General features: G+C 40.0%; 13 protein-coding genes. 3 read left to right on the top strand and 10 right to left on the bottom strand.

Going from position 1 to position 13,842, the window contains the following annotated elements; all coding sequences use genetic code 11:
* Window position 1: 1 nt before the first annotated feature.
* From DV942_RS23905 to DV942_RS20425, 3 genes are all read left to right on the top strand, one after another.
* Window positions 2-454, top strand: coding sequence for an alkaline phosphatase family protein (locus DV942_RS23905; protein ID WP_244950760.1), 453 nt, complete (start codon window positions 2-4; stop codon window positions 452-454).
* Window positions 370-1,236, top strand: a complete 867-nt coding sequence (locus DV942_RS20430; RefSeq protein ID WP_342354912.1) for an alkaline phosphatase family protein — start codon at window positions 370-372, stop codon at window positions 1,234-1,236. Before DV942_RS23905 ends, DV942_RS20430 begins: the two co-directional genes overlap by 85 nt.
* A gap of 245 nt (window positions 1,237-1,481) precedes the next feature.
* Window positions 1,482-2,201 carry a hypothetical protein gene (locus DV942_RS20425; RefSeq protein WP_145860593.1) on the top strand — a complete coding sequence of 240 codons (720 nt, stop codon included), beginning with the start codon at window positions 1,482-1,484 and terminating at the stop codon, window positions 2,199-2,201.
* Window positions 2,202-2,221: 20 nt separating this feature from the next.
* Here the strand turns inward: DV942_RS20425 and DV942_RS23900 are convergent, their stop codons facing one another.
* The 10 genes from DV942_RS23900 to spt form a co-directional block, all read right to left on the bottom strand.
* A complete protein-coding gene (locus DV942_RS23900) occupies window positions 2,222-2,758 on the bottom strand; it encodes a phosphatase PAP2 family protein (RefSeq protein WP_244950759.1) in 537 nt (178 codons plus the stop codon).
* 404 nt (window positions 2,759-3,162) lie between these two features.
* Complete coding sequence (locus DV942_RS20415) at window positions 3,163-3,783, bottom strand: sterol desaturase family protein (RefSeq protein WP_090985125.1); 621 nt, start codon at window positions 3,781-3,783, stop codon at window positions 3,163-3,165.
* A gap of 532 nt (window positions 3,784-4,315) precedes the next feature.
* Window positions 4,316-5,605 (bottom strand): DUF4833 domain-containing protein, encoded by a 1,290-nt coding sequence (locus tag DV942_RS20410; RefSeq protein WP_090985127.1) that lies wholly within the window; start codon window positions 5,603-5,605, stop codon window positions 4,316-4,318.
* 8 nt (window positions 5,606-5,613) lie between these two features.
* The gene (locus DV942_RS20405; protein WP_145860591.1) at window positions 5,614-8,157 is read right to left on the bottom strand and encodes a DUF5686 and carboxypeptidase-like regulatory domain-containing protein; all 2,544 of its coding nucleotides are present in this window, start codon (window positions 8,155-8,157) and stop codon (window positions 5,614-5,616) included.
* Window positions 8,158-8,532 carry a GtrA family protein gene (locus DV942_RS20400; RefSeq protein ID WP_090985131.1) on the bottom strand — a complete coding sequence of 125 codons (375 nt, stop codon included), beginning with the start codon at window positions 8,530-8,532 and terminating at the stop codon, window positions 8,158-8,160.
* Window positions 8,533-8,537: 5 nt separating this feature from the next.
* On the bottom strand, window positions 8,538-8,993 hold the full coding sequence (locus tag DV942_RS20395) for a phosphatidylglycerophosphatase A family protein (RefSeq protein WP_244950758.1): 456 nt from the start codon (window positions 8,991-8,993) through the stop codon (window positions 8,538-8,540).
* Complete coding sequence (locus DV942_RS20390) at window positions 8,993-10,318, bottom strand: inositol-3-phosphate synthase (RefSeq protein WP_145860587.1); 1,326 nt, start codon at window positions 10,316-10,318, stop codon at window positions 8,993-8,995. The genes DV942_RS20395 and DV942_RS20390 overlap by 1 nt, the downstream gene beginning before the upstream one ends.
* Before the next feature lie 18 nt (window positions 10,319-10,336).
* On the bottom strand, window positions 10,337-11,326 hold the full coding sequence (locus tag DV942_RS20385) for an NAD-dependent epimerase/dehydratase family protein (protein WP_145860585.1): 990 nt from the start codon (window positions 11,324-11,326) through the stop codon (window positions 10,337-10,339).
* Complete coding sequence (locus DV942_RS20380; RefSeq protein ID WP_145860584.1) at window positions 11,323-12,444, bottom strand: hypothetical protein; 1,122 nt, start codon at window positions 12,442-12,444, stop codon at window positions 11,323-11,325. The genes DV942_RS20385 and DV942_RS20380 overlap by 4 nt, the downstream gene beginning before the upstream one ends.
* On the bottom strand, window positions 12,441-13,646 hold the full coding sequence (gene spt, locus DV942_RS20375; protein WP_145860582.1) for a serine palmitoyltransferase: 1,206 nt from the start codon (window positions 13,644-13,646) through the stop codon (window positions 12,441-12,443). The genes DV942_RS20380 and spt overlap by 4 nt, the downstream gene beginning before the upstream one ends.
* Window positions 13,647-13,842 lie beyond the last annotated feature (196 nt).

The following is a 13,842-nucleotide window of genomic DNA, read 5'->3' as shown; positions in this document are numbered from 1 at the left end:
GATGTTATTAAGGACATTTATTTTTGCCTGCTTTTTTTCTTTATCACTATCATCACTTGCTCAAAGCAGGCCACGAAAAGTGGTTTATGTTATCGCCGATGGTATCCCTGCCGATGTAATAGAACGTTTGGAATTACCTAACTTCAAAAAAATCATCTCTGCAGGATCCTATTCGCGCATGCATGTGGGCGGAGATAAAGCAAGTTATAACGAAACACCAACCATATCTGCTGTAGGTTACAATAGCTTGCTTACCGGCACCTGGGTAAACAAGCATAACGTACCCGATAATGATATCAAGGCTCCAAATTATAATTATCAGCATATTTTCAGGCTTTTCAAAAATCAATACCCTGATAAAAAACAGCTATTTTTTCCAGCTGGACTGACAACCGAACCAAACTGCTTGGCGATGGCCTTCCCGAAACCGGAAACTTTAAACCCGATTTTGTAGCTGATGGTTTTGAGTTAGATACTGTCCGCTTTAAACATGATAAAAAAGCTGACTATATGCATTTTATTGATGAGGAAGTGGTTAAACGAGCTTCTAATACCATTCATGATCAAGCACCGGATCTATCATGGGTATACCTGGAATATACGGATGATATGGGCCATCGCTATGGTGATAGTCCGGAGTTTTATAAGGCTGTTGAGATGCTGGACAAACAAATGGGCCAAATTTGGGATGCCATTAATTACCGTCAACAGCGATTTAAAGAAGATTGGCTGATTGTAATTACAACTGATCACGGACGCGATGAAAAAACAGGTCGCGGACATGGCGGAAAATCGGATCGTCAGCGTTCTACCTGGATGGTAAGTAATTATAAAAACCTGAATACTTATGCGCAATACTTCGATCTTAGTATAGTAGATATTATGCCTTCCATTGCTGATTATCTGAATATAAAACTTCCAAAAAATGTAGAACAGGAAATTGATGGTACTTCATTTATTGGCCCGGTATCCATATCCGCACTCAAGGCAAATTATGTACAAAACCACTTAGACATCACCTGGAAGGCGTTGGAAAAGAAGGGAAAAGTAAAAATTTGGCTGGCAACCACTAATGCCTTTAAAACTGGCGGAAAAGATGATTATCATCTATTGGGAGAGGTTGACGTTAATCAGCAACATTACCTGGCCGACCTTAATAACTATCCATCCCCTTACTATAAACTAGTGGTTGAAGCACCAGACAATACGCTTAACAAGTGGATAAGTGTTAAATAATTAATTTCATTCCGAAAAATTCATATTCTTAAGCCCTATAGCTGATCTTAAGCGATCAGCTATAAGGCTTTTTTAATTACTTGTAGCGCTTATCCTAATTACTTACATAACAAGATTTGTCCTTAGATTTTAAATATTCGTACCTTTAAACCAATTTTTAGGAGCTTTAGACCTTTTTTGAAAGCGGTTCCTGATCGAAATTTGTATCATAAATTTCATCAAAGCGGAATCATCAATAATTTGATTTGGCTGATCACCAACCCAGATTCATTAAAGTGGCTAAATATACCATCACATCAACCCCTACAGGTTTAAAAACTGCCCTTCTACGGCTTATTATTTATGGTGCACTCATTTACCTGCTTGCCGAATTTCTTAAATGGAATGTAAAACAGGAAGCAGTAAGCAATAAATTCAGTGAAGATTCTGCGGTAGAATATGTTCAAAGCATTTTGCTCCTTTTAAGTTCAACCGTTTTTCTCTACACCTCTTTTAAATACAGATCCTTATTCCCACTTTCCTTCGCGCTATTTGCTTTTATGATGGCTTCGTTGATCCGGGAACAGGATGCTTTTTTGGACGAACATGTTTATGATGGTGCATGGCAAACCGGTGCATTCAGTCTCCTTATCCTGGCAAGTCTCCTTATTTACAGAAAGAAAGCCATATTTTTCTCCAACTTAAACAATTTTGTACACCAGTTCTCTTTTGGAATTTTATTATCAGGTATTGTAACAACCTATATTTTTGCGCGCCTGTACGGAAGGAAAGTTTTCTGGATGGCCGTTATGGAAACACAGTACGTCCGTGATGTCAAAAATGTATCAGAAGAGTCTCTCGAACTCTTTGGCTATGCACTTATTCTTATTGCAAGTGTAGAGTTTTATCTATTTGCCCATGCAAAAAACATTGAAATAGAATTAAAAACACACCAGGCTCAATCCTCATTTCCTATTTCTGCTTAATTTGAGTTAAAACGAACATGCTATTTACCAATGGCGGCTACCATTTTGGTTACAAGTTGTTTTAATTTGGTGTAGCGCATTAATAAATTAAAAGAAATGATGCCCAAAAGTGCACAGGTTAATCCTGCCAACACATCCAGCGTATAATGATGACTGGTATAAACCGCCGAAAACCAGATGCCCAGCATTACAGTAAAGAAGAAAATATTAATTTTTCCCAAATGATTTTTCAAACCATAATAAACCACAATAACCGGATATGATGAATGCAACGATGGCATGGCCGCAAATACGTTAGAACCTTTGCTGTATATTCCATGAAAAAGTGTAATCCCAAAGTAATGGTCAAAACGGACCAGGCCGGCGGTATTACCGGCTGTTTTAGCTACAAAGCCGAAACCGTGTTCCTGTACATACCACGGTGGAGCAGCCGGGAAAGCATAGTAAACCACAAAACCCAGCAGATTTACCCAAACAAAGGTGAGCGAGAACCGAACAAACTGTTCTTTATTCTTAAAAAAAGATAGGTAGCAAATGCCAATGGAACGGGTACCCACATTAGGTAGAAAAACCCCGTCAATACATCTAAAAACGGGGTACTGTTTATTTTCCAGTATTCGTTCGGTGTTAGTATTGCTCCGTGGTAATTAACGCCAAAAGTTTTTCTTTCCAAATCATACAAATCTTCAATATGCACCGTATTAAACAGATAGTTTGGAAAGGCTTTCATGTAATCAAACAGGATCCAGTATACGATAAATATAGAAAAACCGAGTATAAACTTTCTGGTTCCCCTTGATATATAGAACAAGGCATTAAAGATAAAAATCAGCACCAGCTGATCAGTTTTAAAGCCAACCAGCAGTATTGATAACAATAGATATCCAACAGATATAGCAACTGTCAGATAAATATTACGGATATCATAAAATTGTTTTTAAGCAATGATTGTTGCTGCATACTACTTTTTATCAAAGTTAGACCTGAAAATGTGGTCCCAAAAAGTCCAGCTTACCCCATAACCTTTGGTCGAGTCGGAATAATGGTGAAGCATGTGATGCTGCTTTAGTTTTTTCCAGAAACCACTTTTAAAATTTGCATGGTGAAGCGCGTAATGTACCATATCGTAAAACAGATAACCGATCATAAACCCTGAAAAAAACGGATAAACTTTGGTATCGGGCAATAACCAGTCGAAAAGAAAGTAAAAGCCTAGAGCCATTGGAATACTGGCAGAGGGCGGCATCACCAGCCTTTTGGCATCATTTGGGTAATCATGATGTACCCCATGGAAAATAAAATGGATTTTCTTACCCCATTCAACTTCAGGTTCAAAATGAAAAACATACCGATGGAGCACGTATTCGGTGATGGTCCAGATGCCCAGGCCGAGCAAAAACCATCCTGTAAAACTTAAAGCCGTCATGTTTATTTCCCAGAGTGCTTTCCAAAACAGAAAGGCAATAACCGGAACATATACGATTAATGGTACGTAAAACTGAACTTTTGATAGACGCTCTAAAAAGTCGTTTTTAAACATCCTGATGGATGCGGTTGAATTGGAAACAAAATTCTTTTTCATTGTAATTATTTAATTGGCTTTCAGCTCCACTCATTTAATCGTCATCCTGAACTTGTTTCAGGATCTTTATGCTAACTATCCGCTAAAAGTCTTCGACTCCTCTCAGACATAGAAACTTCCGTCATTCTGAACTTCGTTGCACTACCATTTACTCTATTTCGAAATCACTTACTAACGATCGAATTATGAGACTATGCATTCCATCCAGCTAGGCCATACCGCCGAATCTACGTTCTACTTAAATCCGGCCTAACAAATTTTTCGGGTTCCACTGACCAGGCCTTGCCGCTGGCTTTGAAAGAAAAATTTTCAGCCGGCATTTTTTGTTACTTTTTGATGTCAAAAAGTAAGAGCCCCTCGGCGGCGGTGAGCCGAGGCAAGACTGCGCCATAGAACAAAAAAACACAATTGTATGTCACTCATATTGATTTTTACACCATAAATTATCCCTCAGAATGACAATCTGGAATTGCAATAGTCTTAAAGGACTTGGCATTACGATTCCCAATCAAGTTGGGAATGACGATCTATCTCAAACCTTAATCCTTTCTACTAATACTTTCGACGGCTCCGAAGCATCATAACCTTTAATTTCAACATATTTCACATTAGGAAACCAGAATGTGCCCCCTTCAATCCGAAGGAATATCCGTTCCAGCTGCATTTTCTTATTGTTGATTGTCGCAAAAACATGATATTTCTTATCAACAGCAGATTTATTCAGGTACATCGGCAGCTTTTTATGTGAAGTAAACCGCAATTCAAACTGGCCATTGCCTAAGTTTTTGCTAATAATGCCATAAGCGAATTTCCGCTGTATATAACTCAGTTCTTTTTTTTCACCCTGATCTCCGTAACGCATCCAAAATACATTTACAGGTTGTTCTTTATTCACTTCTCCATGTTTATCTACATTTAACTGGCAAATGATGGTATTGGTATTCGGATCGCGCTGCAAGTAAAATAATTGATTGCTAATGTCTTTTGGTACCGGAAAACTGATCGGGGAAGGATCTGCCCCCTGCGCATTCGCAGGCAACGAAATCATCCCGGTTAAACCTACCATAAAAACTAAACCTGCAATTAATGCCGCCTTATTATTTCCTTTTCTTTCCTTAAATTCTTGTGCTTCCAGGCCTCTTTTGGCCTCTTGAAGACGTTTAATAGCCGTAATATTGGTCAATACCGCCATTACAGTAATGGGCATGGTAAAAATCGACATGGTTTCGAATACATGGAAAGAAATTCCCGGCACATATAACTTATAATTACCACCGATAAAATGACCTGCAATACCGCAGAAGATGGCAAAAACGCCAATGGTCACTACCCGCTCCGGTCGCTGCATTAAACCGCCTTTACACTCCACTCCTAATCCTTCTGCCCTTGCACGCGTGTAACTCACCATCATCGAACCAATTAATGCAATAAAAGCAAACAATGAACTTAAAAAGTAATGATGTGCCACCAGGTAATAACAGATACCCAAAAACATAATCATTTCGCTATAACGATCGAGTACCGAATCGTACAAAGCGCCAAACTTCGAACTCATGTTCCCTAGTCGCGCCACCTGGCCATCGAGCATGTCGAAAAGACCAGCAAAAAGCACCAGTGCACCTCCCCAACCAATGTAAGACATGTCGCCTCGGTTAGATTTTTCTGCACCAAGCACAAAAATAACGGCCACGCCAATATTTAAAATTAAACCTATGGTAGTGACCGCATTAGGTGTTAAACCCATTTTGATCAATCCCTTTACAAAAGGATTAATGACTTTATAAATGCCCTGTTGCAGGCTGTCTCTCAGATTTTTTTCCATAGCTTATTTTAAAAATCAAATTTTACCCTTGCCCTGATCCCCCACTCAGAAACTTCCGGATTATTGAGGTAACTGAAGCGTTTTACCAGATCTACCCGCAATAACTTAAAGATGTTAGCTACACCGATACTGCCTTCCATATAGGGTGTATTGCCCAATGCATAAGTTCTTTGTGCACCATTTTCGTAAACCGGAAGCTGGTATAATCCGGTTTGAAAATTCGGATTATTCTCATTCCGCAAGCCACCATACAGGGCTTTGAATGAGAACACTTCCCTCAACTTCAATTTCTTGATCAACGGCATTTTATTAAAAAAGAAGCCATTAAAATTATGATCGATATTAATGCTTACGTAATGATCACTTACAAACTCCAGGAAGTTCATTAAGTTGTATGAGTTAAGCTGATAAGCATAGGTTTGATTGGCACGATGGATATCCAGCAAAGGAAAAGGCACTTTTCCGGCAATGTAGCTGCCCTCTACCGTTACATCACTATAACCCAGCTGCGATAAATAAAAACGTTTATCGATGCTTCCCAGCAGGTTGTGATAATTATATTCACCGCCCAAAACGCCTTTCAAACCCGCGGTGTAACGGAGATTAAATACGGGATAACGATCGGCAATGGGCACGCGGTATATCTTCCCCTGGTAAAATTTCTCATTCGGGGCGTACCTTAACTGAACAGAAACTTCACTGGTGGTTAACCGGTTTACCAACTGGTTATTTGTATTCAGGTAACTTAACCCACCGGCCGGTGTCTGGCTCCATTTTTTGAAACCCAGGTTATAAGAAAAGTGATTTTCGAACTCCTTCACATAATCCAAACGGTAAAAATCGTTATACAACAACATATCGTTTACGCCACGTTTAAACGAGAGCAGGAAATTATCTTCCTGTACAAACTGCAACTCTTGTCCGGGTATTTTAGTATCGCGCTGAAAACTAGCCCTAATATAATGTTGAGGGAATGCGTAGATTGATTTATTATTCAGTGAATAGGTACCGGAAAGGAAAAACTTCCATTTCTCATCTTTAATGCCATAAGCCAGATAGTTTTCGAAATAGTAACGTTTGCTCAATTCTGGAGTGGTTCGGCCACCAAACCGTAGCCTTAAACCTTCTACATTGTTAAAACTATAAAAGGTGTTTACCGGACCTATTTCATAGGGGCCAAGATTCTGATAACCTGCAAATAAAAGGGTCACGATTTTCATGGTCCGCTTGAAAGATGGCAGATTTTGCAGCGTATCAATATTGCTGTAAATCTTCAGCTGGTTCTTCGAAATGGTATCTAACCGGTTATTCTCCCAAAATGTATCGTCTTTTTTTGCCGCATCAGCCAGTACTACGCTGCTTTTCCCTTGAAAAATCGTATCAGGCAGCACGGTATCATACCGGTAATTTTTAAAAGTAACCGAACGCTCGCCTGTAAAGCCAATACCTTTGGTTTTACCAATGCCGAAATCGGCCAGTAAACTGCTTTTGCTCAAACTGTATTTGCCTTTATCGTTCTGTTCAAAATTCAGATCGATTTTAAGTGCACGTACAAAATTGAGGTTAATATTTTTGTTTACACCGAAAGAGGCTCCTGTAACCGCATAATGCCTATCATTGGTCACGTAAATCTTCCCTTCGAACAACATATCGCCGGTATTACGCGGGGTAAAAGACACTTCTATTATTTCAGGTTTCTGTGTTTTAATGGTATCGGTAATGAAAAACTTATAAAAATTAGGCGCACCATCTGCAATAGGACTCAAAAATTCATTACTGATCACGGAGATATTATTCTTATAAATATCAATATCCTGATACATCCTGTCGAAATAGGATTTCATTCCTTTATTATCAATGTATCGGCTATCAAACTGGACCTGTTTTTCTCCGATTACGATCGTTTTGTTCTTTTCCGGATCTTTACTCAGGTAATGATCGGCAAGTTGCTCCTGAATATAAATCGGAAGAAGATTTTTCCCTCCGATTAATGTCGAATCCTGCTCCTGAAACAGAAACTGATAATTCTTAAACATCCTTTTATTCTTAAACTTATCTGATACATTGCTCAGTGAGAAGAGCATTTTTTCATATTGCCTGAAAGAAACTGTATTATAACTTTTAATGCGGTTTTCATCTTTATGCGCAATTACCTGCCGGATCAATTCCACCGCGGGATTATCTTTATTTCGATATTTTGTCTTTTTACCGCCCACCACAATCACTTCATCCAAGACTCTCGAATCGGGTACCATGGCAATATCCAGTTCCTGCGTTGCGGATGGAACGGTATTTTTAAGAACACTACGATAACCAACATAATTGAAACTGATCTCATTTTGTGGGTTTGGAGAAACAAGTAAATATTTCCCGTTTACATCGGTCTGTGTACCAATCTGGGTATCTTTAAAGAAAACCGAAACATTAGGCAGCGTTTCTTTGGTTACTGCGTCGCGTACGGTACCAGATACAACAGTTCTTTGGCCAAAGGCATTTACCTGCAAAATAAAACAGAGCGTAACGAATAATAAAAATGAATAAATCGGTTTCATTTAATTTGAAAAAATAAACTGCTTTTGCATGATATAATTGTAGCTGATACCCGTTAAAACGGAGCTCAAGACTTTGGCGAGTACGTAATTGAGATTAAAAAAATGCGTGAGCATAAATACCCCCGAGGTTACAATGATCAGGTTGCCGGCCCATACCAAAATATATTTTAATATCTGCCACCTAATGGCTGTAGATTCACTTTCAAAAACCCATTTACGGTTTACATAAAAGTTAACGGCACCACCTGCTACCGTGCCTGTTATACTGGCTGCCAGGTACCACCATCCTAAAAGATTTACGGCCATAATAGTCACGCCGAAATCTGTTGCCGAGGCCACTAAGGATGATGCCTGTGCTTTTAGGAAAGTGAACATCAGGTTTAAAATATTGCTAAAACAACGATGAGTTGCAGTATAATATTCGCATAAATTCCAGCCAGCACATCGTCAGCCATTACCCCCCAACCACCTGGCAGCTCTTCTAATTTGCGGATGCCAAATGGTTTAAGAATATCAAAAAACCTAAAAAGAATAAGGCCGATCAGGGTATATTGCCATTTTAAAGGTATAAGCAGTAATGTAATGCACATTCCGGCAACTTCATCAATTACTACCCGGTTGTGGTCTTTACCCCAAATCTCCTCCACCCTATCGGCACTCATTACCCCAATCATTACAATGAACATGGTAAAAAGTATAGGCCATAAATATGGATTGGTATAAGGGCCCTGGGAAAGGTGCCAGCAAATACACGTTGCTATTGCAGCGTAAGTACCGGCACCTTTACCGATGTAGCCAATGCCCAAAGCCGTTGAAAGAAATTTGTGGATAAACACTATACTGTTTCTATCAGTTCTTCTTCGTAATCCTGCCCTAAATGGGTAATCAATTCTTCACCCATAATGTAACGCAGGGTATTCTGAAGTTTCATTAACTGTTTAAAAATGTCGTTTTCTGCAGGCACACCCGGAATTGTTTGTGGCGATTTCAGGTAGAATGATAACCATTCCTGAATGCCCGACATATTTGCACGTTTAGCCAGATCGATAAACAGCGCAAGGTCTAATACTATCGGTGCGGCCAAAATCGAATCGCGGCAAAGGAAATTGATTTTGATCTGCATTTTGTAACCCAACCAACCGAAAATATCGATGTTATCCCAGCTCTCTTTGTTATCACCGTGAGGCGGATAGTAGTTGATCCTGATTTTGTGGTACATGTCGCCGTACAGATCATGATTGAGCTCCGGTTTAAAGATATCTTCAAGTACACCCAGTTTTGATACTTCTTTGGTCTTGAAGTTATCCGGATCATCTAACACCAAACCATCGCGGTTACCCAGAATATTATCAGAAAACCAACCGTTTACACCTAACGAACGTGCCGCTAAACCAGGTGCCAAGATGGTTTTCATCAAGGTTTGACCGGTTTTAAAATCTTTACCTGCAATTGGGGTATTGGTTTCTTTAGCCAGTTCGATCAAAGCAGGAATATCTACCGTTAAGTTTGGCGCACCATTAGCAAAAGGAATCCCCAATTTTAATGCCGCGTAAGCATAAATCATACTTGGCGCGATACGTGGATCGTTATCTCTTAAACCCTGCTCAAATGCAGCAAGTGATTCGTGAACTTCTGACGCTTCGAAATAAATTTCGGTAGAGCCACACCAAACCAGTACAATACGGTCGCAGTTGTTTGCAGCTTTAAAGTTTTTGATATCTTCCATTACAGCCAGAGCCAGTTCATAACGGTTATCGATATCTTTTACATATTTGCCATCCAGGTTTTTTACGTAGTTTCTGTCGAAAGCAGCGCGCATCGGTTTAATGGCCTGTAATTCTTCGCGTACATCGCGTAAAAGGTTGGCATCCAATACGCGGGCGTTTAAAGCAGCTTCGTAAACGTTATCTTCGTAAACATCCCAGCCACCGAAAACCAAATCTTCCAGATTGGCCAGAGGAACAAAATCTTTAATTTTTGGCTCCTTTTTTTCTGTTCTTTTACCTAAACGGATCGTACCCATCTGCGTTAAAGAACCGATCGGCTTTGAGATGCCTTTTTTAATTGCAGCAACTCCGGCGATCATGGTTGTTGCTACGGCGCCTAATCCCGGCATTAATATTCCCAGCTTACCTTCAGCTGCTTTTACTTGTTCTTTCATTCTATTTTATTTAAAATCTTATAACCAATTGTTTTTACGGTACCAGTTGATGGTTTCATTTAGCCCCTGTTCCAGGCCAAACCGGGGAGCAAAACCAAAATCATTCTGAATATTTTTAATGTCGCAGCCCCAGTTAGGCGCCGTGATTTCTTTTATCTTATCTACATTTAATGCGGGTATTTTATTAAACATGCCATATAAATGCTCCATCGACCAGGCCAAACCTTTAATCAATGGCACAGGTACATTTAACCTTACTGTTTTTTTGCCTAAGGCCTTCCTTGCATAATGAGCAAGCGATGAGCGCTTGTATACTGCTCCATCTGATATATTATAAGCCCTGCCCACCACATCAGAAGCGAGTACCTTAATGATAAGATCGGCCAGATCGGTAGCATACACGAAACTGAGTTCCTGTTCCTGCTTGCCAATGTAAAGCTCCAGCCCAGCCTTTATAGTTTTGATCAGTATGAAAATATCTTTCTCCCGAGGACCATAAACCGCAGTGGGCCTGATTATAATTAAGGGTAAATCCGAAATCTGGGCCAGGTATGTTTCGGCTAATGCCTTGCTGATCCCATAACTGGTTACCGGATTTGAAGCACCATTATCCGTTAGCCTTTCATTTTTTTGCTTTAAAGGTCCCAGTGCCGCCAAACTGCTGATGAATACAAACTTCTTGATGCGATGTGTGGATTTTGAAGCAGCTACCGCCAAATTCCTGGTATAGGTTGCGTTAATTTTATTGTAATCGCTTAATTTTTTTGCCTTGGTTACTGCAGCAGCATGTACAATATAATCGTACTTTTTCTCTTCAATATTCTCTTTCAGCAAATAGATCGATTCAAAATCTAGATCTACATAATTGATTTCAAAATCTTTAAGATGACCTGCAGTTGTATTGTTACGTACATTGGCAAATACTTCCAGATTGTTGGCCAAAGCGGATTTAATGAGGTGATAACCCACAAATCCCGTTGCTCCCGTAATCAACACCCGCTTTTTCATATCGCTTTCTCTAGAATCCTATATTTCCGGTATAACTTTCCACCGATATCTTCAATGGGTTTATTGATCAGCTCGTTATGGTCTAAAGTCCAGCTCGCCTCCGCATATTTCATCTTTTTAGCTTCAAAATGTTTGATAATCCGTCCATATAAACAGGCTTCGATCCCCATTTTACGGTAACCATCTACCACGCCAAGCAATAAAATACGGATCCCATCAATTTTCTTTTTATTGGCTAAAAGCTTGATCAACCCCGTTGGGAATAGTCTTCCGCGTTTAATTTTGATCAAAATCTGGTTGATATCGGGTATTGCTAAAGCAAAACCTATAATCTTGCCATGTTGCTCGGCCAGGATGCAAAATTCAGGATCAAGGATGAGTTTTAAATCGTTTGCCGTGTAGTCAAACTCTTTATCCGTCATCGGTACAAAACCCAGGTTTTTATCCCAAGCTTTGTTGTATACCTCTCTTACCGCATTACAGTCCTCCTTGAATTTCTTCATGTTGATTTTGCGCAGAATAATGTCATTCCGTTTCAAACGTTCCTCAATCCTGTCCATCAGTTTCACCGACCGGTCGCTATAATTGCCAGCGGTGTACCGGTAGGCCCTTAAATCAACATTTTTCTGAAACCCAATCTGTTCCAAAAGCGGCAGATAGTACCGGGCATTATAAGGCATCATGGCTACCGGAGGGCCGTCGAAACCTTCTATGAGCAAGCCGCATACTTCATTGGTAGAAAAATTTACCGGTCCTAAAACTTTGGTCAATCCCTTTTGCTTTAACCAATCCTCTGCTGCTTCAAAAAGCTGTTTAGCTACTGTGGCATCGTTGATACAATCAAAAAAACCAAAAAAGCCATCACTCGATTCATAGACCTTATTATGATTGGTGTTGTTGATGGCGGCAATCCGCCCAACTATTTTACCCTCATCATAAAGCAAAAAGAGCTGTATTTCAGAATGTTCGTAAAAAGGATGTTTTCCGGGGCTAAGCAGATCGCGCTGGGCAATGAAAAGTTCGGGCACATAATTTACATCGCCCGCATATAAATCGTGCGGAAAATCTACAAACGCAGCCAATGCTTTTTTATCGGAAACCTTTACCAGTTCTCTCATGATTGGCTCCCGACTAATTCTACATTAACGGACTTAAAAGCTGCACTTAGCTTGGCTATGGCCGATTCAATCTGATCGAAAGTGTGCGTAGCCATCAAAGAAAACCTGATCAAAGATGAATCTGACGGAACAGCTGGCGAAACTACCGGATTAACGAAAACCCCGTTTTGCTGAAGGATATTCGTAATCATAAAGGTTTTGGTGTTATCGCGGATGTAAATGGGTATAATCGGACTGTTGCTGTGCCCGATATCGAAACCGGCATCAAGCAGAAGTTTCTTCGCATATTCGGTATTGGCCCAAAGCTGATCAATCCGTTCAGGTTCCGATTCAATGATATCCAACGCAGCAATCACGCTGGCCACAGCTGATGGCGGCATACTGGCGCTGAACATGAGTGAACGGGCACGGTGTTTAATATATTCGATGGTTTCTGTATTACCGGCAATAAATCCGCCCAGTGAGGCCAGCGATTTGCTAAAAGTGCCCATAATCAGGTCTACATCCTCAGTGAGATTGAAATGAGATGCTGTTCCAGATCCATTAAAACCGATTACACCGAGGCTGTGTGCATCATCCATCATAATATTGGCGCCAAATTCGTTGGCTATTTCCACCATTTCAGGAAGATTAACCAGATCACCTTCCATGCTAAAAATACCATCAGAAACAATCAGTTTCGCAGCATCTTCAGGTAAACGGCTCAATTTGCGACGAAGATCCTGCATATCATTATGCACATATTTAATCGTGCGCGAAAAGGCCAAACGGCTACCATCAATAATAGAGGCATGATCATACTCATCCAGCAGCAGATAATCGTTACGATCTAACAAACAGGATATTACCCCTAAGTTGACCTGAAAACCGGTACTGAAAAGTACTGCAGCTTCTTTGCCTACATATTCGGCCAGGCGGTTCTCAAGTTCGAGGTGGATATCGAGCGAACCGTTCAGAAACCGCGATCCTGCACAGCCGGTTCCGTATTTTTCTATCGCTGCTTTAGCGGCTTCTTTTATTTTGGGATGGTTGGTTAAACCCAAATAGGAATTTGAACCAAACATGAGTACTTTTTCCCCATTGATTACTACCTCGGTGTCCTGACCAGATGCTATGGACCTGAAATAAGGATATAATCCTTTTTCTTTTATCACCGCTGCATCCTTAAAAGAGGCAATTCTATCTTGTAATTTTTTACGCATGCTGAACACTTATATTCTTCAGTTTTTTAAAACCCGTTCTGAAACATTGATCTGCAACCTGAATGCTACTTCTAAAAATTAAAATCAACAGCGTAGATTAAGGCAACATTAACCAAATGATTTGATCACACAATTTTAGTGCGTAAGTGAAGCCAAAAAAAGGTTCAAATGTGGGATATATTGGTCAAAATGTTGG

The sequence above is a fragment of the Pedobacter suwonensis genome, assembly GCF_007833675.1.
GTDB classification, from domain to species: Bacteria; Bacteroidota; Bacteroidia; order Sphingobacteriales; family Sphingobacteriaceae; genus Pedobacter; species Pedobacter suwonensis.
This window is presented reverse-complemented; position numbering and strand designations above follow the sequence as displayed.